Here is a 22,908-nt window from a genome sequence, read left to right as displayed (position 1 = left end):
GCTAGGCCGGGACGCCGAGCGCGAACGCCGCGCCGTGCCACGCCTCGGAGGCCGGGCGGACGGCGCCTCTGGCGCGGAGCGTGCCGAGGTCGGTCGGGGTGAGGTCCAGGACCGGAGTCTGGCCGCTGACCTCCCCCGCGCGAGCGAGTTTGCGGAAGGCCGAGCGCGGGACCGACTGCCACGTGTCCTCCGCGTCGCGGTAGCTCACCGCCAGAGGCGAGGCCTGGGCAAGGCCTGTGGCCCCGAAGGCGGCTTCCACAGCGTGCGTCATCGCGTCGATGCCGCAACCGGAGACGCCGGCGTTGAACTCCTCGGGCGAGATCACCGCCGCGACGGCGAGCACGGAGTCCGCCACGCGCTCCGCGGCAGCGGTGACAGGACGGCCGTGGCTGGCCCAGGTGGGGAGAAAGGCGCGGACCTGCGCCAGGGTGTCGTCAGAGATCGGAGCGTCGGCGGCGAAAAGCCAGAGCCGGGCCGAGTCTGGGAGGGAGCTGAAAGCGTTCATGCTGGAGGATACGCCGCCTCCACGGGAGGGATCGGCCTCCGCGGAGCCTTCGCCAGAGGCCGGCCCGTCCCGTGGGCCTCTGGCGCGAGGCGCGGTCCCTGGCGTACCGCCAGAGGCGTCAGTCCGTGCTGACGAGGACCGGCTCGCCAGAGTCGAGGTCCGTCGCGCCGATGGCGACGGTGCCTTTGTCGTCGATCGCGAAGACGACCTGCATCCGCAAAAAGCCGCGGGGGCGGGGCGGAAGGTCCACAAACGTCACGCGGCCCAGGCCGTCGGCAGAGGACGCGGGGAGGGCGCCGTCCCCGCAGATAACGCGGATGGTGAGCGCTTCCTGGAAATCGCGCGCGTTGGTAAACGTCTTGGCCGCGGCGCAAGGCACGGTGGAGCCCGTCGTCAGGATTTCCGCGAAGCGGTCCCCGCCGACTTCGAGGCCGAGGCTGCAGGACAGCCGGGTCTCGTCGGTGGGCACGCAGCACAGCGTGACGGTTTTGCGCGCGGCCTCTGGCGCCTCGGTGGCGGCAGGCTTCGCCATCAGCTGCTGGCTGGGGGCAGAGACGCGGAGGTAGTCGGTGACCTGCTCGTAGGCCTCGTTGATGCGCTTGATCTTCTCGACCGCGCGGGACTGGAGCTCCTGGTTTTCCGGGAAGCGGTCGGGGTGCCACACCATCGCGAGCTCGCGCCGAGCCTTTTTGGCGTCGGAGAGCGAGGCCTCACGTTCGAGGTCGAGAAGGTGGAAGGCGTCGTCGAGAGGGATCGGCACGGGCGCGCGCGAGGGGGAGAGGACAGCGGGAGCGCAGCAACCGATGTGCCAACGGCTCCGTCGCGCCGTTCAGGCCTCTGGCGCGGCACGCGCGCGCAACTCTGAAACGCCAGAGGCTCAGACTCCCCGCATCGCGAGCGCGGCCATCAGGCCGACGCCGGTGCGCATGGCCTCCTCGTCTAGCGTGAACCGTGGCGTGTGGAGGCCGTGGCGGCTGTCGGCCTCGTCGGAGCCCGTGCCGAGCACGTAGAAGCAGCCCGGGACCTCGCGGGTGTACCACGCGAAGTCCTCGGCGGCGTACCACTCTGGGACCTCCACCACGCGCTCGGCGCCCAGGAACTCGCGCGCGAGCGCGGCCACGCCAGAGGCCAGGCGTTCGTCGTTGACCAGCGAGGGGTAGCCGACGACGATCTCGACCTCGCACGTGGCCCCGAGCGCGAGCGCGGTGTGCTCCGCCACGCGACGGATCAGGCGGTGCGCCTCCCAGCGCCAGTCCTCGTCCATGGACCGGAACGTGCCGATCAGCCGCACGTCGTCCGGGACGATGTTCGTGGCGCCGTCGGCTTCGACGCGGCCAAAGGAGAGCAGGCTGGGAACGCCGGGCGGGCGGTGGCGAGAGATCACGGTCTGGAGCGCCGTCAGGATGTGCGCCTGCGCCATCACGGGGTCGACGAGGAGGTGAGGCGCCGCGGCGTGCCCACCTTGGCCGTGGACGGTCAGATAGATCTCGTCCGCGCTCGCCATGAACGCGCCGCCACGCACGCCGATCACGCCGGAGTCCAGGTGCGGGACCACATGCTGCCCCAGGATGGCCTCTGGCGCGCCAACGCCGTCCATCTCGTCCAGCACGCCCTCCTCGATCATGATCTTGGCGCCGCCGGGCGCCTTCTCCTCGCTGGGCTGGAAAACCAGCCGGACCGTCCCGGCGAGGTCCTCCCGCAACGCGTGGAGCACGCGCGCGACGCCGAGCAGCATGGCGGTGTGCCCGTCGTGGCCACAGGCGTGCATCTTCCCCTCGTTCTGGCTCGCGAAGCTGAACGTGTTGGCCTCGCGGATGGGCAACGCGTCGATGTCGGCGCGGAGCGCGCGGACCGGGCCTGGCTGCGCGCCTTCGATGTGCGCAACGACGCCCGTTTTGCCGACGCCTGTAGTGGGCTCCAGGCCGATCTCCCGCAACGTCTGCGCGATGAGCGCGGCGGTCTCGTGCTCCTCGAACGCCAGTTCGGGTGCGCGGTGGATCTGTCGGCGGAGGCGGACCACGTCGGCGTGGCCGCTGTCGGTGAGGGAGCGGATGCGGTCGAGCACAGGCGGGGCGGGAGGGGAGCGGCAAGCTACCCGGCGCCAGGGGCCTCTGGCGCGGAGCCCCGGGGGCAAGGCTTCTCCCCATTGCGGAGAACAGGTGGGCGTTGTACCGTGCGAGCGAACCCGACCTCAGCCCCATGAGATATTGCGTCCTCGCGCTTGCCGCGCTCCTCCTCACCGCTTCGGCGCCAGAGGCCCAGACCCTGACGGCGCCCGACGGCTCCTCGGTCGTCATCAGCCGCGACGCGTACGGCGTTCCGCGTATCACCGCGAGCTCCGAGGTCGGCGGCTTCTACGCGCAGGGCTGGGCCGTGGCGCAGGACCGGCTGTTCCAGATGGAGACGTTCTGGCGCGCGGCCACAGGCCGCCTCTCGGAGATTCAGGGCTCCGCAGCGCTCTCCACCGACCAGGCCGTCCGCACCGTTTTTTACACGCCCGCCGAGCGCGCGGCGCAGTTCGACGCGCTGCCCCTGGCCATCCGCGACGGCCTCGACGCCTACATCGCGGGCATCAACGCGTACATCGACCTCGCCGAGTCCGACGCGGCGACCTACAAGCCGTTCGAGTACACGCAGTTTCCGCTCAACCAGGGTCCCATCGAGCGCTGGGACCGCGACAAGGCGGTCGCGGTCTTGCAGTTCTTTATGCGCCGCTTCGGCGAAGTCGGCGGCGACGAACTCGCGCGCCTCGCCGAGCTAGAGGCCAACGGCCAGGAGTGGTTCGACGCCAACCGGCCCATCAACGACCCCGAGGCCTTCACGACGCTCGACTCCATCGTGCCGACCGTCGGCGCGAGTGCGCCCGCGCCAGAGGCCTCTGGCGTGGGTTCGGTGGACCCCGAGATGGTGGCGGCGCTCCGCGCCGAGCGCGAGGCCATGGAGGCGTATCTCCGAGGCCTCGGCGTGCCGCTCAAGCTGGGATCGTTCGCGGCGCTCGTGAAAGCCAACGTCTCGGCCTCTGGCGACGCCATGCTGCTCGGCGCCCCGCAGATGGGCAACCCGTCGCAGACGGCCAAGGCCGTGACCAGCGAGGTCGAGATCGCCATCGACGGCGGCTTCCACATCGCGGGCATGACCGTCCCGGGCATTATGGGCGTCATCATCGGCCGCGTCGGCACGCCAGAGGATCAGCGCGCGTGGACGCTCACGACGGGCTTTACCGATAACACGGACACGTTCGTGGAGACGCTGGCTTCGTCCACGAGCTACGTCTACAACGGCGAGCCGCGTGCGTTCGAGGTGCTCACGGACCAGATCCGCGTGCTGGGCGCCGATGACGTGGCGTACACGCACTTCCGCACGGTCCACGGGCCGGTCTACGCCGAGGACTTCGCGGGTGGGCGCGTGTTCGCCTACCAGTACGCGTTCTGGGACCGCGAACTGGAGATGGTGGAGGCGTTCTACAGCGCGTGGCAGTCCACGTCGCTCTCCGACTGGGAGCAGGTGGCGAGCGAGATCCCGATGTCGTTCAACCTCTTCTACGCCGACACGGAGCAGAACGTGGCGTACTGGCACGTCGGGCGCTACCCCGAGCGTGCCGTGGACCCCCGGTTGCCGGCCTCTGGCGTCGGGACCGAGGAGTGGACCGGCATCGTGCCTTTCGAGGACCACCCGCAGGCCGTCAACTTCACGCAGCCCATCCTCGTGAACTGGAACAACAAGCCCTCGGCGGACTGGGACCAGGGCGACAACGTGGACTGGACCGACACGAAGCCCGGCGGCTACACGCGCACGTTCGACGGCGCCGCGTACCTGCAGCAACACCTGGAAACCGCCCAGGCCTCTGGCGATGGCATCACGTTCGAGGAGGTTCAGGAACTGACCCGAGTCGTCCGCTCCAACCCGGAGTACCAGGAGTACCCCGGCACGTACCAGCAAGTCCTGAGCTTTGCCGACGGCAGCGTGACGCGCGCTGAGAACGTGATTCCTCCCGGGCAGAGCGGCTTCATCTCCGCCGCTGGCGTCCCGAGCCCGCACTTCTCGGACCAGTGGCCGCTCTACATCTCCTCCATCGGCGAGGAGCCGGTGCGGATGAAGACGTTTGGCTTCAGCGCCGGGACGGACACCGCGCTCCCGCCAGAGGCCACGGGCGCCGCCCTCGGCGCGGTCTACCCCAACCCAACGGTGGGCGCGCTCGCCATTGATCTCACGCTGGCCTCTGGCGCCGAGGTGCGCCTGTCGCTCGTGGACGTGTTGGGCCGCGAGGTCGTATCGCTCACCGAGCAGCGCGCCACGGGAGAGCAGCGGGTGACGTTGGACGCCACGGGTCTGGCCGCTGGGACCTACACGCTCCGCGTGCAGACCGGCGAGCACGTGCAGACGCGCCGCGTCGTCATCGCGCGTTGAGGCCTCCTGCGCCAGAGGCCTCTGGCGCGTGCGGTACCAACGAGAAGCGGCCCCGACGCACGTAGCGTCGGGGCCGCAGGTCTGTCTGGCGAGTGGCCTCTGGCGCCAGAGGCGTTGAGGTCCACTCGCCGGAGAGGGCGGGTTCCGCCAGAGGCTAGTTGAAGCCGACGCCGCTGACGGCGGGGCGCTCGTCCGTGTTGGCGATGTGCCACGCGGTGCCGAAGACGAGGCGGGAGATCTTCGCCATCCGGTCGTAGTCGATCTTGTCCGGGCTGTCACCGACGGCGTGGTAATCCTCGTGCGTGCCGGTGAAGTAGAAGATGAACGGGATGTCGTGCTTGCCGAAGTTCCAGTGGTCTGAGCGGCGGAAGAACTGGTTCGGGTCGTCCGGCGAGTTGAAGCGGTCAGAGAGCAGGAGCTCCGTGCCCGTCACGTCGTTCACGGTCTCGTTCCAGTCGGAGATGTCCTGCGAGATGAGGTCACCGCCGATGATGTACACGTAGTCCGTGGTGTCGAAGCGGCGCTCGGGGTCGTAGCGGCCGATCATGTCGATGTTGAGGTTCGCGACCGTCTGCTCCAGGGGCACGAGCGGCTCCATGTCCGCGAAGTACGCCGAGCCCAGCAGGCCCTTCTCCTCGCCGGTGACGTGGAGGAAGAGGATGCTGCGGCGCGGTCCGTTGCCGTCAGCGGCGGCGGTCTGGAAGGCCTCGGCGATCTCCAGGATCGAGATCGTGCCCGATCCGTCGTCGTCGGCGCCGTTGAAGATGCCGTCCTCGCCCTCCTCTACGTCACGCGTGCCGACGTGGTCGAGGTGGGCGGAGATGATGACGAACTCGTCCTTGAGCAGCGGGTCCGAGCCCTCCACCATCGCGACGACGTTCTCCGTCTCCACCTGGTTGTTCTCGTACTCTATCGAGACGGAGATCATCGCGCCCGTGGGGCCGGCCTCCATCGCGGTGAAGTCCTCCGCGGTCATGCCCTCCTTGCCGACCATCATGCTCGCCACGTCGAGGCCGGTGAGCAGGATCACCGGGTCGTCGCCAGAGGCCTCTGGCGAGGGGAGCGCGAGGCGGCCGCGCGTGAGGCCGGAAGCCATCCGCTGGAAGCGGTCCACGGTGGGGGAGGCCGGGAGCACGACGGCGCGGGCGCCCATGTCCATGAACTTCTGCGCCGTCGGCATCATGGACGCCTGATCGGTGACGGCGAACATGACGTAGGCGTCGCGCACGTCGAGGTCGTCCACGTCGGAGCCGTCGCCGGCCCACACGAGGGGCGCCGGGGAAGCGTCGGTGATCTCGCCCCGAAACGGAATGAGGTTGAGCATGGCGTCGCCGGCGAGCGGGATGGCGCCGGTCATGATCTCGGCGCCGCCGCGGGTGACGCTGTAGTTCATGGAGACCATCCGCTTGTTGTCCAGCATGAACGGCTGGCGGTAGCCGTCCACGCCGTAGTTGGTGGCCTCGGCGGTGCCCATCGGAGTTACGCCCATGGTGGCGTACTGGCCCGCGAGGTACGTCGCGGCAAAGCGCTGGCCGGGCTCTCCGGTATCGCGGCCGGCCATGTAGTCGTCGGCGTAGACGTAGAGGTGGCCGGCGAGCTCGGCCGGGGTGATGGTGGCTTGGTAGCGCTGGACGAGCGCCGGGTCCTCGGCGGCGTCTGGCGTTTGCGCGATGGCCTCTGGCGCGAGGAGTGCGAGGCCGAGCGCGGCGAGGGCGAAGCGGTGAGTCATCAGGGGGTGTAGCGGTGAGTAAACGTGGGGTGGGCGGGCGCCCACAGCGGGGAGGCCTTTGGCGCCCCGAGGGCGGGGCGGCGGCGGGCTAGAAGAGCCGTTTGCGCTTCTGGAGGTACGCGGAAAGCGCGTGGTCGTACGGCTGCGCGGTGTCGAGGAGCACGTAGTCGGCCTCGATCTCGCGGCAGCGGCGCTTGAAGTCGTTGAAGAACGCGCCAGAGGCCTCGCGGTAGTGCTCGCGGAGCTGGGCGGGTTGGAGCGTGAGCGTCTCGCCGGTCTCCATGTCTCGCATCCGAACGGGGAGGTCGTCGAAGGCGAAGTCGCGTTCGGTCTTGGCGTCGAGCACGTGGAAGACGAGGACCTCGTGGCCGCGGTGGCGGAGGTGGCGGAGCGCCTTGGCGATCTCGGCGGCGCCGTCCATCGTCTCGAACAGGTCGGAGATGATGGTGACGAGCGAGCGCTTGGGCAGCCGCTCGGCGACTTCGTCCAGCGCGCGGGCGACGCCAGAGGCCCCGGTCTCGGCCTCTGGCGCCGGAGGCGTGGCGGGCGCGGACTCCAGCCGGTCCAGCGTGGCGAGAAGGGCGCGGAGGTGGGCGCGCGCGGCGCGCGGCGGCACGAGCGTGTGCAGCGTGGAATCGAAGGCGGCGAGGCCGGTCGCGTCGCGCTGGCGCACCATCAGCGTGTGGAGCGCGGCGCCGAGCGTGGCGCCGTAGGCCAGCTTGCTCACGCCAGAGGCCCCGGCGTAGCGCATGGACGGGCTCGTGTCCAGGACCACGGCGTGGCGCAGGTTGGTCTCCTCCTCGTACTGCTTGACCATCCAGCGGTCCTTGCGTGCCCACACCTTCCAGTCCACGTGGCGGAGTTCGTCGCCTCGGTTGTACGGCCGGTGCTGCGCGAACTCGACCGAGAAGCCGTGGTACGGGCTCCGGTGCATGCCCGTGATAAAGCCCTCCACGATGAGCCGCGCGCGCAGCTCCAGCGAGCCGATGCGGGCGAGGGCCTCTGGCGTGAGGCGGTCGGAGGGGGCGGGGGAGACGGGCAACGCGTGGGGAGAGACGCCGGGGGAGGGTAACGCCGGTCGGCGTGCTTTCGGATGCAGCGCGGCGGAGTTGCGCCCGAGCGGCCCGCTCTTGAGGCGAAACGGACACGCGCCGCGGAGCCTCTGGCGCAACGTCTTGAATCCGCTCGCCAGAGGCCGATACAATCCCCATGACGCTTGCAGGACGCACGCTGGACCTCGAACGCTGGGTGGTATCGCTCGCGCTTGTCCCGGCGTGTGCCTACTTCCTGTGGGTGGACTTCGGCGCCAGAGGCTGGGCCGGGGTGCCGTGGATGCTGTTCCACTCGATGGACCTCATCGTGCACGAGGCGGGGCACTTCTTTTTTCGCTTTTTCGGGCGGACGCTAGAGATCGCGGGCGGCTCGATTCTCCAGGTTCTCCTGCCCGCCATCGTCGCGTGGAGCGCGCTGACGTGGGGCTCACGCGTAGGCTTCCAACTCGGCGCGTTCTGGACGGGCCAGAGCCTCATCGACGTCTCGGTCTACGCTGCCGACGCAAAGGCCCGGTCGCTCCCGCTGCTCGGCAACCTGTCCCGCGAGTCCCACGACTGGTACAACCTGCTCGCGCCCATCGGCTGGCTGGACCACGCGGAAGCGGTCGGCGTGGCGTTCGTGATCGCGGCGCTGGCCGTGTGGGCGCTCGCCCTCAGCGCGCCGAAGTGGACGGCGTAGCCTCTGGCGCGGCGGCGCTTCGCCGCCCCGAGAGGAACGGCGCCATTGCGAACGGAGCGTAGCCATCTGGTACACTCAGGCGCTGCATCACGTGGCCGTCGCGCCGCGACGTCTCTCGTGCGGACACGGGTCGCGTTCGGTCAGGTGGCCTCAGGAGACGCCAGAGGCACTAAACGGGCCGGCTCGCCAGAGGCCGGGGCGAACCTTCATCTGGCAAGCATGCCTCTGGCGAGTCCGATGCGGTACCATCGTCCCCCCACATCCCTGCCGACATGCGCATCGCCGTCCTCACCCGGAACGCTTCCCTTTACTCCACGAAGCGCCTCATTGAGGCGGCCGAAGAGAAGGGCCACGAGGTCCACGTGCTGGACACGCTGCGCTGCACGGCGCACCTCACCGCCAGCGGCCCGGAGGTGCATCTGCACGGGGAGAAGCTGGAGAAGTTCGACGCGGTGATCCCGCGCATCGGCGCGTCCATCACGTTCTACGGCCTCGCGATGGTGCGGCAGTTCGAGGCGACGGGCGCGTGGTGCCTCAATGGCTCGGTCGGGATCCAGCGCTCACGCGACAAGCTCCGGAGCCACCAGCTCCTGGCGAAGGCGGGCATCGGGCTCCCGCTCACGGCGTTCGCGCACGACCCCGAGTCGGCTGAGGACCTCATCCGCGCGGTCGGTGGCCCGCCGGTAATCGTCAAGCTCTTGGAGGGCACGCAGGGCGTGGGCGTCGTCCTCTGCGAGACCAAAAAGGCGGCGGAAAGCGTGATCCAGGCGTTCCGCGGCATGAAGGCGTACCTGCTGGTGCAGGAGTTCGTCAAAGAGGCCGGCGGCGCCGACGTGCGCCTGCTCGTGGTCGGCGACAAGGTGGTGGCGAGCATGGTGCGGCAGGGCGCCGAGGGCGAGTTCCGCTCCAACCTCCACCGCGGCGGCTCGGCCTACGCGACGAAGATCACGCCCGCCGAGCGCAAAACGGCCGTCGCGGCTTGCAAGGCGCTGAGCCTCCGCGTCGGCGGCGTGGACATCCTCCGCAGCGACCGCGGGCCGCTCGTGCTGGAGGTCAACTCCTCGCCCGGCCTCGAAGGCGTCGAGAAGGCGACGGAGATCGACGTGGCCGGCAAGATCATCGACTACATCGACAAGCAGGCCACGCCAAAGGCGCCGGCGTACTAGCCTCTGGCGCCAGAGGCCAGGCTCGGTTTCGCCCCAGCCTCCTTTACAGCGTCCCTTCGCGGGCCATCGCGCGGACGCCATCGGCTCGCTCGCCGATGGCCTCTAGAGCCTCTGGCGTTTTGCGGTCCAGGTTGCGGAGCTGGAAGGCCATCCGGTTGTTGCCCTCGAGAAGCGCGCGGTGGCGCGAGAGGAAGTCCCAGTAGAGCGTGGTGAACGGACACGCCTTCTCGCCAGAGGCTTCTTTGGGATTGTAGCGGCACCCGGAGCAGTAGTTGCTCATCCGGTCGACGTAGGCGCCGCTGGCAACGTAGGGCTTGGTGGTGAACAGGCTGCCGGTGGCGAACTGGCTCATGCCGATCACGTTGGGCAGCGTGACCCACTCCACGCTGTCCACGTAGTACGCCATGTACCACGCGTGCACCGCCAGAGGCTCCACGCCGAGAAGCTGCGCGAACAGCCCAGTCACCATCAAGCGCTGGATGTGGTGCGCGTAGGCGTGCTCCTGGAGCTGCGTGACGACGTCGCGGACGCAGGCCATATGGGTCTCTCCGGTCCAGTAGAACTCGGGCAGCGGCTCGTGGGCTTCTAGCACGTTGTCCGTGTGGAGCCGGTCGTGGAAGGCGGTGTAGACGCCGCGCATGAACTCGCGCCAGCCCAGGATCTGACGGATAAAGCCTTCGGCGGCGTTGATCGGCACCTTGCCGGCGCGGTAGGCGGCCTCCACGCGCCGCGCCATCGCCAGAGGCTCGATGAGGCCCACGTTCATCGCTGGCGAGATCAGCGCGTGGTAGAGCCACGGCTGCTGCGTCCACATCGCGTCCTGAAAGGTGCCGAACTCCGGGAGCCGCTCCGTCACGAAGGTCTCGAAGGCGGCCTCCGCGGCCTCTGGCGTGACGGGCCAGGCGAAGGACTCGGTCTCGCCCCAGCCGTCCGGGAACTGCTCGTTCACCATCGCGACCACGTCTTGCGAAAGGCCGCTGGCGGCGGGGCGCTTGGCGTCGGGTAAGAGGCCGGGTCCCTTTTTGCCAAACGACTGCTGGTTCTCGGCGTCGAGCGACCACGAGCCGCCTTCTGGTCCGCCGGCCTCGTCCAGGAGAATGCCGTGGCGCGTCCGAAGCGAGCGGTAGAAGTCGTACATCAGGACCCGCTTGCGGCCGTCGAGCCACTCCGCGAACTCGGCGCGGGAGCAGGCGAAATGGTCGTTCTCGCGGAGGTCGAGCGGTACGCCTTCGGCCTCGCAGACCTCCCGGATCTCGGCCTCCAATGAGAGCCTCCCTGCCTCCACCATCACGACGGCCTCTGGCGCGTGCTCGCGGATCTTGGCGCGCAGAAACGCCGGGAGCGAATCCGCGCCAGAGGCCTCCGTCAACTCCTGGTAGTCCACCGTCCAGCCGCCTTCGCGGCGCGCGGCGGCGAAGTGCCGCATGGCGCTGAAGAAGTACGCGAGCCTCTGGCGGTGGTTGGGGAACAGGTCCGCTTCGTGGCGGACCTCGGCCATGCACACGACTGTCTCAGCGGGATCGGCGTCGCGGAGGGCGGGGTGGTCCGGGGCGAGATGGTCGCCGAGGACGAGGACGAGGCGGGCGGGCATCGGAAGGAGAGAGGTGCGGACTCCGCACGCGCCAGAGGCCGCCGCCGTTCGCCCGGCACGAGATCTCAGGGTGCGCCTCTGGCGTCAGAGGCTCCGGGCAGGCTAGCGGGGCCGCGCGTGCGCGAAGCCGCCGTCCACCGAAATCGTCTCACCAGTAATCCAACCCGCGCGCTCGCGGTCGAGGAGAAGCGTCAGTGCGCCCACCAAGTCGTCCGGCTCGCCGATGCGGCCAAGCGGGTGCATGGCCGCCGACGCCTCCACGGCGGCGTCGCTGGCGACGAGCCGGCCCGCCAGAGGCGTGCGGACAAGGCCCGGCGCGACGGCGTTGACGCGGATGCCGCGTGGCGCGTAGGTGGACGCCGCGGCGCGTACCATGCCTTCAATGCCCGCTTTGGCCGCCGCGACGGCCTCGTGGTTGGCGAGACCGTACTGCGCAGCCACGCTCGACATCAGCACGACGGATCCGCCTTTAGGCTCGTCGTTTTTCGTCATCACGCTCGCTGCCGCTTTCACGGCGTAGAACGCGGTGAAGAGGTTGAGGCGCATCGTCTCCTCGAACGCCTCCACCTTCATGGCGTGCGCGGGCTTGAGGTCGATGCTGCCCACGAGGTTGACGACGCCGTCCACGCGCCCGTGGCGCTCCATCGCGCCTTTGACGAGCCCCTCTACCTGGCCGTAGTCGGTGGCATCGAGCGTGAAGGCTTCGGCGCCGATCTCGCCGGCGAGGGCGGAGAGCTTCTCCGGTGTGCGGGCGCCGAGGACAACGGTAGCACCAGAGGCCGCGAGCGCACGCGCGAGCGCGGAGCCGATGCCGCCGGAGCCGCCGAGAAGTACGTGGACAGGTGCAGTCATGGCGGCGCCAGAGGCCTCTGGCGAGGGAGCTAGTTGGCAGAAAGGACAGCGTCTACGACGTGGACCACGCCGTTGGTGGCGTCGAGGTCCGCGCGGAGGACGGTGGCGCGCACGCCGCCAGAGGCGACGGCGGGCGGGCTGCCGGGCACGACATCGAGCACGGCGCCGCTGGCGGCCTCGATGCTCTGCTCAAAGTCCAAGTCCCCGGAGAGCATCCGGATGGGGAGCACGTGACTCCGAAGCGTGGCCTTGAGCGCCTCCATATCAGACGAGGCGGCGTCCAGGTCGATCGCGGCGAAGGCGTCGTCGGACGGCGCGAAAAGGGTGTAGGGACCCTCGGCCGCGAGTTCGTCGACGAGGCCGGTTTCGCGGAGGAGCCGCCGGAGCGTGGTCAGGTCGCGCGCATCGGCCACCATGTCCACAACCGTCGCGCCTCCCGCGGGCGACGCGTTCGTCCCGTCGGAGGCGGGGAGCGCCTCGATGGCGTTGGCAGCGTCGGCGATAGAGCCGTCGGCCTCTGGCGTGTCGTCGGACCCGCAGGCCGCCAGGGGCAGGAGAAGGGCGAGGAGGAGGGCTGAGCGTGTCATACGAGGGAGGAATCTCGAGGGCTGAAGGGCTCTAGAGAGAGAACGGTTCCGGGCATCGCGCTGAAACCGCACGGTCTCCTCTGGCGCAGGCCGCCCAAACGATGCCCAATGACGACGCTACGCCAGAGGCCTTTACGCCGGAGCCTTCAACCCCGCGCCGAAGTGCTCTCTCAGCGTTTGGTACAGCCGGTGCAGCGGCAACCCCACCACGTTGAAAAAGTCGCCCTCGATGCGCGCCACGAAGAGCGATCCCAGGTCGTCCTGGATGCCGTACGCGCCCGCTTTGTCCATCGGTGAGCCCGTCGCGACGTAGGCCTCGATCTCGGACGCCGCCAGAGGCGCGAACGTGACCTCGGTCGCCTCGTGTGCCGTCACGTGGCGTTCGCCGTGGATCAGTGACGGCCCGGTGTAGACCGTGTGGCTCCGTCCCGAAAGCCGCGCAAGCGTGGCGCGAGCATCCTCTGGCGTGCGGGGCTTGCCCAGAACGTCGCCGTCAAGCACGACCACCGTGTCCGCGCCCAGGACCAGCGCTTCGGGCCTCTGGCGCGCGACGTCGCGCGCTTTGCGCGACGCGATGATCTCGGCGGCGGGTCCGGGGGGCGTCGCCTCGGGCCACGTCTCGTCGGCTCCGCTCGGGAGCACGTCGAAGTCGAGGCCGAGGCGGGCGAGAAGGTCGCGCCGACGTGGCGAGGCGGAGGCGAGAACGAGGGGGGCGTGGAGGCTGATCACAGGCGGACGTGGGGGACGCCCGAACCTACCCGCGCTCCGCTTCTGGCGACAGCGCCAGAGGCCAGACGGCACAGCGCGTGCGCCTGGGCGCGTCACGCCAGAGGCACCCGGACCCGTGCGCCAGAGGCTCAGCCGGGCACGCGGCGCATCCGCGCCATGGAGCGGCTCCGTGGTGCCTTTTTGGGGCGGACGCGGTTGATGTACGCGAACGTGGCGTGGCCGATGATCCCGATCAGGAGCGCGAGCTGCCCCAGCCAGTCGCCGTACATCACGTACAGCGTTTTCCCGGAGTAGATCGGCGCCTCCACGCGTGTACCCTCGGGGACGTTCGTGGAGACCAGGTGTGTCGCCCGGCCATCGGGTAGGACGAGGGCAGAGCCTCCACTCGGCGCAGCGACTACGATGGCGCGGCCTGTTTCCAGCGCGCGGAGGCGGAGAAACGCCAGGTGCTGGCGCCGGCCCGCGAGGCCGCCCGTAGCCGGTGACATCGCAACGAGGAGGTTGGCGCCATCGTCCACGAACCGCCGCGTGTGGTCGCCAAAGACGGATTCGTAGCCCAGCGAAGCCGCCAGATGCGTGCGGCCTGCGGGGAGAAGCGTCCGCCGCGAGCCCAGCTTGAACGCCGGGACGGCATCGCCCACGCTCCGCGCGATGGCGCTCGGGACGGCTTCGAGGATGGGGATTCTCCGCGACTGATCGTAGCGAGTCGCGCCGTCTTGGGAAGGGACGAAGAGCAGCGCCGACTGCTGCGAGCGGCTCATGGGGAGCGGGAAGAACTGAGCGGCCTTGTCCGTCCGTCCTTCGTCGTTGATGGCGGTGCGTGCGCCGGTCAGGAGCGGCGTCCGGCGTCGCGTGGACCACGTGGAGAGGCGCTGGTACAACTCCCGCTCTCGCTCCACGTCGCCGTACACGGGCAGCGAGTTGCGCGGCCAGATCAGCAGGTCCGGGCGAGGCGTCGCGGCGAAGTTGGACCGGCTGGCCGCCGTCTCTTCTGTAGCCCAGTCCGCGAGAAGGGCGTCTGAGACCCGCGCGAGGTGCAGAACTCGCTTTTCGTCCTGCGGGTCCTCCCACCGGTCCGCCGCGATGTCAGGCTGCACGATCCCGATGCGAATGTGTCCGGGCGGCACGTCATCTCCGGCGGTACGAACGGTGCTGTAGAGCGCCGCCACCACTACGATCGCGGAAAAAGCGGCGACGGCCACGCCTCGGTCAGCCCAGCGGCGCGGTGCAGGTGCCCGGCTCGCTTCGATCGCCATAAACGCCGCGATGTTGAGAGCGAGCACCCACGCCGACAGCATCAGGACGCCGCCAATCTCGACGGCCTGGATAAACGGGAGCGCGAGCGCCTGGGTGTGGCCCAGAACCGACCACGGCGTTCCAAAGGGGAGGTGGAGGGTCAGAAACTCAGCCGCGAGGACGTCCACCAGCAACGCGGTAAGCCCCAGCTTCAGCCCAAACCGCTCGCGGACCCACGCGGCCCCCCAGAACGCCGCAGTAATGGGGAGCGGGACGAGGAGCAAGCCCAGCCCGGCGAGCGCGGACTGCAACTCGTTGGGGAGGTGGAGCGCCCAGAAGCCCGTCGCGGCGGAGGCCACGAGGAAGACGGCGTAGATCTCCCGCGCGAGCGCCAGCGACGCCTTGCGGCCGACCCACCGCGAGAGCAACGGCACAAGTGCGACCCACGCCAGCGGATAGAATCCGACAGGCGGGAAGCTCAGCGACAGAGCCAGGCCTCCGGCGAGAGACCAACCGAGAGAGCCGAACGGGCGGGGGCGGTGGCGGGAGCCCATGCGCAGGGGGAGAGGAGTTGCGGGGGATGTATCGGCGGCTCGTGTCCCACTATGAAAACTTGCCTCCCGTCGGGCCTCTCAACCGGCATCAATGGAATGGGATGGTTCCGGCTTCTGGCGCCGTCTCCCGCCGCGCGGACTCGCGCACGGACCTCGCCAGGGGCCCGGCGCTCCCACCGCGGAGCCCCAGCGCTCTATCTTCAACGACCTCGACACCAAGGAAATCTGTGGCTACGCTCACCATTTGCAACCACAAAGGCGGGACCGGTAAGACGACGTCCTCTGTTCACCTCGCGGCGGCCTTCGGGCTCATGGGGCACCGCGTGCTCCTCGTCGACCTCGACCCGCAGGGCTTTCTCACGAGGACCGTTGGTGCGAACGAACCGCGGACGGAGCACTCCTCCCTCGCGCTGATCCACCCAGAGGGAGACCTGCGGAAGCTCCCGGTTCAGAGCTTCCCGCACTTCGATGTGCTCGGGGCGTCGATGAACATGACGCGCGAGCAGCGGCGCCTGACACGCCCGACGGACGTGTTCTGGATGCGCGAAACGCTGGCCGAGGGCCACGATTACGACCTCATCCTTATCGACACGGCGGCGGCGGTCTCGGTGTTCACGATGAACGCTCTTGTCGCCTCCGACGCTGTCCTGATTCCCGTTACGCCGGAGTACCAGCCGGTCGTCGGCGCGGAGCAGACGTGGCAGACGTGCGGGCTGGTGCGGAACAAGCTCAACCCTGGGCTCCAGGCGCCTCGGTTCTTGTTAACCCAGGTGGACGGCCGCCTGAGCCGGCACGCCCGGTACTCGGAGTACCTGAAGGAGAAGTACGCCGCGAGCATTCTGGAGACACCCATCCGCACGAGTTCGTCGCTGGCTGTCGCCGCTCGGAACGGCCGGACCGTTTTTGACGCGAAGGTGATGTCCCGTGGCGGGTTGGACTACGCCTACGCAGCGGCGGAAGTCGCCCGCGTGTTCTTCCCGGAGTTGATCGCGCCGGCGCCTATCAAAGGGGCGTATAACCCGGACGAGGACCTGGGAGACGAGCCCGACCTCCCACCAACCGAGCCCACGCCACCCCCTCCGCCTGCTTTCGGCCTTGGAGCGCCGCGCCCGGGTTCCGCGCAAGCGGCCTCTGGCGCGACGACGACGACTACCGCGCCGCCGACATCCGCTCCGATGGCGGAGGAGCCGACGTCGAAGCTGTTCCAGCACGCGCCGATCCCTGGACGCGGCCTCGCGCCGGCTGTCCGGCCCGTGCAGAGCACGTTTGAGGACCCCTTCGCGAACCCGGAAGCCGTGATCCAGCAGGCGGCCGACGCGAAAGCCTCGATCCGCCGCACGAACCCCTCGCACCCGCGCTCTTTCCAGCCGCTGCGCCCGCTCGGCAAAGACGGGGCGACCGGGCCGCAGGACCTGGATCCCTTCTGGGAGTAGGCCGCTGGCGCCAGAGGCCGCCTACTCTTCGGTGGCAGCGCCGGCTCGCGCCAGCTCCCCGTAACCGCCGACGTTGTACACCTCAGTGTGGCCCAACTCTTCCAAGACGGCCGCCGCGCGGCTGGATCGGACGCCAGAGGCGCAGTACACGTACACGGGCTCGCCAATGGGGAGCGTGGCGGCGCGCTCGCGGAAATCGCCCGAGGTCACGTTCATGTTGATGGCGCCGGCAAGGTGGCCGTCCTCGAACTCGCCCGGCGTGCGCACGTCGAGCAGGATCTGGTCGGGCTCGTAGGCCGCCACGAACGCCTCTGGCGAGAGCGATGTGCCGCCGCCCATCAGGCGCTGGACGAGGATGAAAACAAGGATCGCGGCGATCGCGATAACGGTAAACGTCGGAAAACGCTTCATCTCCAGGTCGAGGTGGCGGTGGCGAGCAGGCGGCGGTCGGACTCCCGCAAGATCGCGTGCGCGAGCGTCGCGTCGCCAGAGGCCTCGGAGAGGACGGTTTCGCCCGCGAGCGCTTCCCCCTTGAACGCGAGGTCGAGCGACCGCAGGCGCGACCAGTCGCGAGCAGCGGGCGCGGATTCGAGCGCCCATTCCGCGAAGCGCGCGTTGTTCGCGTGCCCGTTTCTGTCTAGGTCTGAGCGCCGCACGTCGAACGTCCGGCCGACGACATCGGCGGACGCGGCCTCTGGCGCCATAGGCTCGGGGCCGAGCACGAGCGCCGCTTCGCGGTCGGGAGGGTGGAGGGCGACCACGGCGGGAGGGAGGCGGATGGGACGCCGGCGGGCGAGGTCGAGGACGAACCAGACCGTTCGCGCCCGGACAAGCGTAGCGCCAGAGGCGTCGCGGAGAACGAGGTCGCGGGTGACGCGGAGCCCGTCGCGCCCGCTGGGCCACGTTTCCACCTCGACGGCTTCGCGCCAGGTCGGGAGCCGGTCGATCTCCATCGCGAAGCGGGTAAGGACCCAGGCCGCGCCCTGCTCGCCGATGTCGAAGTGCTCCACGCCGAGCGCCTGCGCGTGCTCGCCCGCGGCCTCTTGGAGGTAGTCCATCACCGCCAGAGGCGAGGCCACGTCCCCGGGGCCGACCTCGTAGGCGCGGACGTGGAACGGCTGGGTCCAGATGAGCGGGGCCTCTGGCGTGGTCATCGGCGTGGGGGTGGAGGTCCGGCGAAACGGCGCCGTGCCCGAAACCGATCCCGGGTGGTCTGCATCCTCCCTCTCTCACTTTTTGACTGCTCCATGCCCGCAACTTCCGGCGACACCGTTCGCGTCCACTACACCGGTACCCTCGACGACGGGACCACCTTTGATTCGTCCGCGGGCCGGGAGCCTCTGGAGTTCACGCTCGGCGCCGGCCAGGTCGTCCCGGGCTTCGACAAAGCGGTCGACGGCATGGAGATCGGCGAGACCAAGACGGTGACGATCCCCGCGAAGGAGGCGTACGGCGACGTCGATCCCGATCAGACCGTGACGGTCGGCCGGGACCAGATGCCGCCAGACGCGGATCTCAGCATCGGCGACCGCCTCCAGATGGGGATGGGCAACGGCCAGGTCGTCGTCGTCACGGTCGCCGAGCTGTCAGATGATTCGGTCGTGCTCGACGCCAACCACGCGCTCGCGGGACAGGACCTCACGTTCGAGATCACGCTGGACTCCGTCGCGTAGCGCCAGAGGCCTCTGGCGGTGTCCGTACCGCGCGTCGGGGAGTAGGGGATTTCCTGGGACCTGAGGGTTTGAGAGAAGGATGGAACGTGTATGTGCACATACAGTATCCCTTACCCCTCTCTTTATCCCCCTTCTGACCATGACTACAGACAATCGCCCCCTCGTCGCTGGAACCTTCCGCGACCGCAACGACCTCGACCGCACCGTTTCTGACCTCCGCTCCCGCGGCTACTCCGACGACGACTTCCACGTCGTGATGTCCGAGGACACCCGCGAGCGATACCACGATGGTGGTGAGGTCGAAATCGAGCAGGGCTCCAAGGCCATGGAAGGCGCAGGAGCCGGCGCCGCCACGGGCGGTACGCTCGGCGGCATCATTGGCGCGATCGCCGGAATCGGCGGCGCGATCATCGTTCCAGGCATCGGCGCAGTCGCCGGACCTCTGGCGGGCGCCCTCGCCGGCGCAGGCGCCGGCGGCGCTGCCGGTAGCCTTCTCGGTGCCCTCGTGGGCGCTGGTATCCCCGAGGACCAGGCCAAGATCTACGAGAACGACGTCAAGGACGGCGGCATGATGCTCGGCGTCCACCCGCGGACCGACGAGGACCGCGACTACGTCCAGACGCGCTACAATGAGTACAACGCGGACAACGTCTACACGACGTACTAAGCGACCGCTCGCGATAGAAAAAGGGGGCCGAGGCACACGCTTCGGCCCCTTTTCTATGTCTGCGCGCCAGAGGCCTCTGGCGTCAGCGCGCGGCGCGGATCGCGTCGAGCGTCGCCGGGTCTTCGAGCGCGGTCACGTTGCCCACGTCGCCGCCGAGGTGAGCGGCGCGGATCACGCGGCGCATGACCTTGGAGTTGCGCGTCTTGGGCAGCGCGTCGGTGAAGTAGACCGCCTTCGGCTTGAGCGCTTTTCCGAGCGCGTCCGTCAGCCGCGCGACGAGCCTCTGGCGGAGGTCGTCGGACTCGTCGGCGCCAGAGGCCAGCACGCAGAACACGACGAGGGCCTGCCCCTTCACGTCGTCCGGGACGCCGATGGCGGCGCTTTCCAGCACGGCGGGGTCGGCGTTGACGGCGGACTCGGCTTCGGCCGGACCCAGCCGCTTGCCTGCCACCTTGATGGTGTCGTCCGACCGTCCAAGGATGAACCACTGGCCGTCCTTGTCGATGGCGGCGAAGTCGCCGTGGACCCACCAGCCGGGCTGAGCCCGCCAGTAGGAATCGAGGTAGCGCTCGCTGTCGCGCCAGAAGCCGCGCGTCATGCCGATCCACGGCTGGCGGATCGCGAGTTCACCGACTTCGGTGCGGACGGGGTTGCCCGCGGCGTCGATCACGTCGGCGTCCATGCCGAGAATGGCGCCGGGGAAGCCGCAGGGCTTGAGCGGGCGCACGAAGTCGCCGCAGACGATGCCGCCGGAGATCTCGGTCCCGCCCGAATAGTTGAGGATGGGCTTGCGGGATTCCAGCACGTTCTCGAACAGCCACCGCCAGCTTTCGGGGTCCCACGGGCTTCCCGTCGAGCCGCACGCGCGGAGCGCGCTGAGGTCGTGCTTCGCCAGAGGCTCGGTTCCGTGCGGCATGAGGGCGCGCACGAGGACGGGGGAGAGGCCGAAGTGCGTCACGCCGTGGTCGGCGCAGAGCTGCCACGAGCGGTCTGGCCCGGGCGTGTCGGGCGCGCCGTCGAAGAGGACCATCGTGGCGCCATTCAGAAGCGTCCCGAAGACGAGCCAGGGGCCCATCATCCAGCCCATGTCGCTCATCCACCACATCACGTCGCCCGGCCGCACGTCCATCGGGTGCGCCATGTCCTGCGCCGCCTTGATCGGGAAGCCGACGTGCGTGTGCACCGCCCCCTTGGGCTTGCCCGTCGTGCCGCTGGTGTAGATGAGCATGACCGGCGTCTCGCTCTCCACGATCTCCGGTGCGCCCGCCTCTGGCGTCGCGGCGAGCGACTCGCGGCCGCTGGCGACGAGCGCGTCCCATTCGATGTCCATCGCGCCAGAGGCCACCGGGTTGCCCGCGCGGCGGTGCACGATCACGTGCTCGACCGTCGGGCAGTGCTCCAGCGCCTCGTCCAGCGTCGGCTTCATCGGGATGGCCTTGCCGCGGCGCACGCTGCCGTCGGCGACGAAGACCGCCTTCGCGTCGGCATCCGAAAGCCGGTCCGCGACCGCACTCGCGCCATAGCCGGAGAACAGCGGCAGGATCACGCCCCCGATGCGGATGACGGCCAGAAAGGCGATGACCTCCTCTGGCGTCAGCGGCATGTACAACCCGACCGCTTCGCCCGCACCGAGTCCTCTGGCGCGGAGCCCGGCGGCGACCGTCTCGACCTGCTCCAATAGCTCCTCGAAGGTGTACCGGGTGACGTCGCCTTCCTCGCTTTCGTAGCGGATCGCGTCCTGCGTCCACTGTGGCGTCCCGCGCCAGCGGTCCAGCATCGAGACGGTGATGTTGAGCCGCCCGCCCCTGCACCAGCGCGCGTGCTCCGGGCCTCTGGCGAGGTCCAGGATCTCCGAGTACGGCGTCTCGAACACGATGCCGAGGTCGGCGATCACGCGGTCCCAGAAGCGGCCCACGTCGGCCGTCGCCCACTCCGCCAGAGGCTCGTAGCCGTCCAGCCCGAGGTCGCGCCAGAGGCGGCCGAGGTTGGTGTCGGCGGCGGCCTCTGGCGTGGGCGACCAGGCGATCTCTTGGCCGAAGGGGAAGGGCTGGGACATGCGGGCGGGAGTCTGGCGCGAGGGGACGCCCCAAGATCGCCAGAGGCGCCCGCCTAGTCCTACGCTCCCGGGCGCTTCGCTACAGGCTCGCCAGTGCCTCCCGGATCGGCGTGTCGCCAGAGGTCATCTCAATGATGGCGCGCTCGGTCTCGGAAATGGTGAGCGTCGCCACGAGGGCGGCGGCCACGTCCTCGCGTGCGTTCTCCATCGGTCCGTCGCGGTCGATGGACGGCGCGACGTGGATTGTGCCTGTGGCCGCACCGTTCGTCAGCGTCGTCGGGCGCAGGATGGTGTAGGTCAGCGACGTGCCCTTCAGGTGCTCGTCGGCCTTGTGCTTGGCGCGGAGGTAGTCCTGCAGTTGGTCGGCCTCCTCTGGCGCGTCGGCGCCGATAGAGGAGAGCATCACGAACCGGCTCACGCCAGAGGCCACGGTCGCGTCGATCAGCGCGATGGCGCCGTCGCGGTCCACGTCTTCGACGGCCTCGCCGCCGGAGCCCGCTGCGAAGATGACGGCGTCGCAGTCCTCTGGCGCCTGGGAGACGTCGCCGGTGAGGTCGGAGACGAGAGGCTCGCCGCCGAGCGAGCGGATGAGGTCGGATTGATCCTCGTCGCGGATCATCGCGCGGACGGTGTGTCCGGCCTGGGAGAGCTGCTTGAGGATGTGCTGGCCGACGGCGCCGTGGGCGCCTGCGAGGAGAATGGTCATGATGCTGGGAGAGGTGTGCCCTTCCCACGAGCGCCTCCGCTCACCGATCCTCCCGCGCGGGCAAGAGCCGGCGAAGTCCGAGCCGACCGCACGCAAAACGCCCCGCCAGAGGCCTCTGGCGGGGCGGGAGTCTCCGTCTCTGGAAGGTGTGCCGGGTCTTAGCCTCTGGCGGCGTCGATCGCCGGGCCGTCGGGAACAGCGCCAGAGGCCCCGTCGCCGGAGATCTGCGCGCCGGGCGGGATGGGTGCGGCGTCCGGCAACGGGTGACCGTGCTTCTCAGGCTGCCAGGAAAGGACGTAGTCCGGCTCCTCGATCTCCAGCGCCGTCTTGGTCAGCTTGAGCGGCGCGAACGTGTCGACCATCACGGCCAACTCGTGCGTTTCCTTGGCGCCGATGCTCGCCTCCGTCGTGCCCGGGTGCGGGCCGTGCGGGATGCCGCCGGGGTGGAGCGTAAAGCTGCCCCGCCCGATGCCCTTGCGCGACATGAAGTCGCCCTCGGCGTAGTACAGCACCTCGTCGGAGTCGATGTTGCTGTGGTTGTACGGCGCCGGGACGCTGTCCGGGTGGTAGTCGAACAGACGCGGCACGAACGAGCAGACCACGAAGCCACGCGCCTCGAACGTCTGGTGGACGGGCGGCGGCTGGTGGATGCGGCCGGTGATGGGCTCGAAGTCATGGATCGAGAACGCGCTGGGGTACATGTACCCGTCCCACCCGACCACGTCGAACGGGTGGTAGCGGTAGACGAACGGAAACAGCTTGCCGTGCTTCTTGATCTTGACCGTGAAGCGGCCTTCCTGATCGATGGGGTTGAGGGCCTCTGGCGGACGGAAGTCGCGCTCGCAGTACGGGCTGTGCTCCAAGAGCTGGCCCATGTCGTTGCGGTAGCGCTTGGGCGGCCGGAACTCCGTCGGCGACTCCATCACGAGGAGGCGTGGCTGCACGTCGCCCGCAAAGCTCCAGCGGTGGATCGTCGTGCGCGGCACGTGGACGTAGTCGCCTTGCCGAAACTCGACGTCGCCCAGGACGGTGTGGAGCGTGCCCTCGCCGTCGTGGACGTAAACCAGCTCATCGTGGGTCGCGTTCTTGTAGAACGTGTCCTCCGGCATCGACTCGGTCGGCGCGCAGAGCGCCATGTCGATGTCGTTGTTGCCCATGATGTACCGGCGGCCCGTCAGCCAGTCACCCCCAGCCTCCACCTTGGGGCCGATAAAGTGCCGGTGCTTGAGAAAGGCTCCCTCGACGTACTCCGCGCCGAAGTCCTCGGGCTCACCGACAGAATCGAC

Annotated in this window: 21 protein-coding genes; 6 read left to right on the top strand and 15 right to left on the bottom strand. The window is 69.2% G+C overall.

Going from position 1 to position 22,908, the window contains the following annotated elements; translation table 11 throughout:
• Position 1: 1 nt before the first annotated feature.
• The 3 genes from BSZ36_RS09525 to BSZ36_RS09515 all read right to left on the bottom strand — a co-directional run bounded on the left by BSZ36_RS09525 (position 2) and on the right by BSZ36_RS09515 (position 2,570).
• The gene (locus tag BSZ36_RS09525; RefSeq protein WP_094548303.1) at positions 2-505 is read right to left on the bottom strand and encodes a hypothetical protein; all 504 of its coding nucleotides are present in this window, start codon (positions 503-505) and stop codon (positions 2-4) included.
• Between the two features lie 118 nt (positions 506-623).
• Complete coding sequence (locus BSZ36_RS09520; RefSeq protein ID WP_143536834.1) at positions 624-1,265, bottom strand: J domain-containing protein; 642 nt, start codon at positions 1,263-1,265, stop codon at positions 624-626.
• Positions 1,266-1,382: 117 nt separating this feature from the next.
• Positions 1,383-2,570: a M20 metallopeptidase family protein gene (locus BSZ36_RS09515; protein WP_094548299.1), complete on the bottom strand. Its 1,188-nt coding sequence runs from the start codon at positions 2,568-2,570 to the stop codon at positions 1,383-1,385.
• 134 nt (positions 2,571-2,704) lie between these two features.
• Here BSZ36_RS09515 and BSZ36_RS09510 point away from each other — a divergent pair, with 134 nt between their 5' ends.
• Complete coding sequence (locus tag BSZ36_RS09510) at positions 2,705-4,912, top strand: penicillin acylase family protein (RefSeq protein WP_094548297.1); 2,208 nt, start codon at positions 2,705-2,707, stop codon at positions 4,910-4,912.
• A 154-nt stretch (positions 4,913-5,066) separates the two neighbouring features.
• On the opposite strand, the gene BSZ36_RS09505 is transcribed toward BSZ36_RS09510, so the two are convergent.
• Positions 5,067-6,641, bottom strand: a complete 1,575-nt coding sequence (locus tag BSZ36_RS09505) for a M28 family peptidase (RefSeq protein WP_094548295.1) — start codon at positions 6,639-6,641, stop codon at positions 5,067-5,069.
• Between the two features lie 88 nt (positions 6,642-6,729).
• Positions 6,730-7,683: a DUF58 domain-containing protein gene (locus BSZ36_RS09500; RefSeq protein ID WP_218827628.1), complete on the bottom strand. Its 954-nt coding sequence runs from the start codon at positions 7,681-7,683 to the stop codon at positions 6,730-6,732.
• A 167-nt stretch (positions 7,684-7,850) separates the two neighbouring features.
• Here BSZ36_RS09500 and BSZ36_RS09495 point away from each other — a divergent pair, with 167 nt between their 5' ends.
• Entirely contained in the window at positions 7,851-8,372 is a 522-nt protein-coding gene (locus BSZ36_RS09495) for a hypothetical protein (RefSeq protein ID WP_094548293.1), read from the top strand.
• 272 nt (positions 8,373-8,644) lie between these two features.
• Entirely contained in the window at positions 8,645-9,538 is an 894-nt protein-coding gene (gene rimK / locus BSZ36_RS09490; RefSeq protein WP_094548291.1) for a 30S ribosomal protein S6--L-glutamate ligase, read from the top strand.
• Between the two features lie 43 nt (positions 9,539-9,581).
• Here the strand turns inward: rimK and BSZ36_RS09485 are convergent, their stop codons facing one another.
• The 5 genes from BSZ36_RS09485 to lnt all read right to left on the bottom strand — a co-directional run bounded on the left by BSZ36_RS09485 (position 9,582) and on the right by lnt (position 15,087).
• The gene (locus BSZ36_RS09485) at positions 9,582-11,129 is read right to left on the bottom strand and encodes a cryptochrome/photolyase family protein (protein WP_094548289.1); all 1,548 of its coding nucleotides are present in this window, start codon (positions 11,127-11,129) and stop codon (positions 9,582-9,584) included.
• 102 nt (positions 11,130-11,231) lie between these two features.
• Complete coding sequence (locus tag BSZ36_RS09480) at positions 11,232-11,981, bottom strand: SDR family NAD(P)-dependent oxidoreductase (protein WP_094548287.1); 750 nt, start codon at positions 11,979-11,981, stop codon at positions 11,232-11,234.
• A 29-nt stretch (positions 11,982-12,010) separates the two neighbouring features.
• Entirely contained in the window at positions 12,011-12,568 is a 558-nt protein-coding gene (locus tag BSZ36_RS09475; protein ID WP_094548285.1) for a fasciclin domain-containing protein, read from the bottom strand.
• A 132-nt stretch (positions 12,569-12,700) separates the two neighbouring features.
• Entirely contained in the window at positions 12,701-13,294 is a 594-nt protein-coding gene (locus tag BSZ36_RS09470) for a Maf family protein (RefSeq protein WP_094551269.1), read from the bottom strand.
• Between the two features lie 131 nt (positions 13,295-13,425).
• On the bottom strand, positions 13,426-15,087 hold the full coding sequence (gene lnt, locus BSZ36_RS09465) for an apolipoprotein N-acyltransferase (RefSeq protein ID WP_094548283.1): 1,662 nt from the start codon (positions 15,085-15,087) through the stop codon (positions 13,426-13,428).
• Between the two features lie 227 nt (positions 15,088-15,314).
• On the opposite strand from lnt, the gene BSZ36_RS09460 reads away from it, so the two are divergent.
• Entirely contained in the window at positions 15,315-16,520 is a 1,206-nt protein-coding gene (locus tag BSZ36_RS09460; protein WP_179271116.1) for a ParA family protein, read from the top strand.
• A gap of 21 nt (positions 16,521-16,541) precedes the next feature.
• On the opposite strand, the gene BSZ36_RS09455 is transcribed toward BSZ36_RS09460, so the two are convergent.
• Together BSZ36_RS09455 and BSZ36_RS09450 are read right to left on the bottom strand one after the other, a co-directional pair.
• Complete coding sequence (locus tag BSZ36_RS09455; RefSeq protein WP_179271115.1) at positions 16,542-16,931, bottom strand: rhodanese-like domain-containing protein; 390 nt, start codon at positions 16,929-16,931, stop codon at positions 16,542-16,544.
• Complete coding sequence (locus BSZ36_RS09450; RefSeq protein ID WP_094548277.1) at positions 16,928-17,674, bottom strand: acyl-[acyl-carrier-protein] thioesterase; 747 nt, start codon at positions 17,672-17,674, stop codon at positions 16,928-16,930. The genes BSZ36_RS09455 and BSZ36_RS09450 overlap by 4 nt, the downstream gene beginning before the upstream one ends.
• Positions 17,675-17,767: 93 nt before the next feature.
• Here BSZ36_RS09450 and BSZ36_RS09445 point away from each other — a divergent pair, with 93 nt between their 5' ends.
• Together BSZ36_RS09445 and BSZ36_RS09440 are read left to right on the top strand one after the other, a co-directional pair.
• Positions 17,768-18,193: an FKBP-type peptidyl-prolyl cis-trans isomerase gene (locus tag BSZ36_RS09445; RefSeq protein WP_094548275.1), complete on the top strand. Its 426-nt coding sequence runs from the start codon at positions 17,768-17,770 to the stop codon at positions 18,191-18,193.
• 139 nt (positions 18,194-18,332) lie between these two features.
• Positions 18,333-18,860, top strand: coding sequence for a hypothetical protein (locus BSZ36_RS09440; RefSeq protein ID WP_094548273.1), 528 nt, complete (start codon positions 18,333-18,335; stop codon positions 18,858-18,860).
• A gap of 82 nt (positions 18,861-18,942) precedes the next feature.
• Here BSZ36_RS09440 and BSZ36_RS09435 read toward each other — a convergent pair whose 3' ends face one another.
• The 3 genes from BSZ36_RS09435 to BSZ36_RS09425 form a co-directional block, all read right to left on the bottom strand.
• The gene (locus BSZ36_RS09435; RefSeq protein WP_094548271.1) at positions 18,943-20,916 is read right to left on the bottom strand and encodes an AMP-binding protein; all 1,974 of its coding nucleotides are present in this window, start codon (positions 20,914-20,916) and stop codon (positions 18,943-18,945) included.
• A 79-nt stretch (positions 20,917-20,995) separates the two neighbouring features.
• Positions 20,996-21,622 (bottom strand): SDR family oxidoreductase, encoded by a 627-nt coding sequence (locus tag BSZ36_RS09430; RefSeq protein ID WP_094548269.1) that lies wholly within the window; start codon positions 21,620-21,622, stop codon positions 20,996-20,998.
• A 158-nt stretch (positions 21,623-21,780) separates the two neighbouring features.
• Positions 21,781-22,908, bottom strand: a 1,128-nt coding sequence (locus tag BSZ36_RS09425) for a homogentisate 1,2-dioxygenase (protein ID WP_094548267.1), incomplete at its 5' end; no start/stop codon positions are given.

The organism is Rubricoccus marinus, assembly GCF_002257665.1.
Classification (GTDB): domain Bacteria; phylum Bacteroidota; class Rhodothermia; order Rhodothermales; family Rubricoccaceae; genus Rubricoccus; species Rubricoccus marinus.
This window is presented reverse-complemented; position numbering and strand designations above follow the sequence as displayed.

What these genes read in the sequence shown, in the direction of transcription:
- BSZ36_RS09525 (WP_094548303.1), bottom strand. Translation starts at nt 505, where the DNA reads ATGAACGCTTTCAGCTCCCTCCCAGACTCGGCCCGGCTCTGGCTTTTC.
- BSZ36_RS09510 (WP_094548297.1), top strand. Translation starts at nt 2,705, where the DNA reads ATGAGATATTGCGTCCTCGCGCTTGCCGCGCTCCTCCTCACCGCTTCG.
- BSZ36_RS09505 (WP_094548295.1), bottom strand. Translation starts at nt 6,641, where the DNA reads ATGACTCACCGCTTCGCCCTCGCCGCGCTCGGCCTCGCACTCCTCGCG.
- BSZ36_RS09495 (WP_094548293.1), top strand. Translation starts at nt 7,851, where the DNA reads ATGACGCTTGCAGGACGCACGCTGGACCTCGAACGCTGGGTGGTATCG.
- rimK (WP_094548291.1), top strand. Translation starts at nt 8,645, where the DNA reads ATGCGCATCGCCGTCCTCACCCGGAACGCTTCCCTTTACTCCACGAAG.
- BSZ36_RS09485 (WP_094548289.1), bottom strand. Translation starts at nt 11,129, where the DNA reads ATGCCCGCCCGCCTCGTCCTCGTCCTCGGCGACCATCTCGCCCCGGAC.
- BSZ36_RS09480 (WP_094548287.1), bottom strand. Translation starts at nt 11,981, where the DNA reads ATGACTGCACCTGTCCACGTACTTCTCGGCGGCTCCGGCGGCATCGGC.
- BSZ36_RS09475 (WP_094548285.1), bottom strand. Translation starts at nt 12,568, where the DNA reads ATGACACGCTCAGCCCTCCTCCTCGCCCTTCTCCTGCCCCTGGCGGCC.
- lnt (WP_094548283.1), bottom strand. Translation starts at nt 15,087, where the DNA reads ATGGGCTCCCGCCACCGCCCCCGCCCGTTCGGCTCTCTCGGTTGGTCT.
- BSZ36_RS09455 (WP_179271115.1), bottom strand. Translation starts at nt 16,931, where the DNA reads ATGAAGCGTTTTCCGACGTTTACCGTTATCGCGATCGCCGCGATCCTT.
- BSZ36_RS09450 (WP_094548277.1), bottom strand. Translation starts at nt 17,674, where the DNA reads ATGACCACGCCAGAGGCCCCGCTCATCTGGACCCAGCCGTTCCACGTC.
- BSZ36_RS09445 (WP_094548275.1), top strand. Translation starts at nt 17,768, where the DNA reads ATGCCCGCAACTTCCGGCGACACCGTTCGCGTCCACTACACCGGTACC.
- BSZ36_RS09440 (WP_094548273.1), top strand. Translation starts at nt 18,333, where the DNA reads ATGACTACAGACAATCGCCCCCTCGTCGCTGGAACCTTCCGCGACCGC.
- BSZ36_RS09435 (WP_094548271.1), bottom strand. Translation starts at nt 20,916, where the DNA reads ATGTCCCAGCCCTTCCCCTTCGGCCAAGAGATCGCCTGGTCGCCCACG.
- BSZ36_RS09430 (WP_094548269.1), bottom strand. Translation starts at nt 21,622, where the DNA reads ATGACCATTCTCCTCGCAGGCGCCCACGGCGCCGTCGGCCAGCACATC.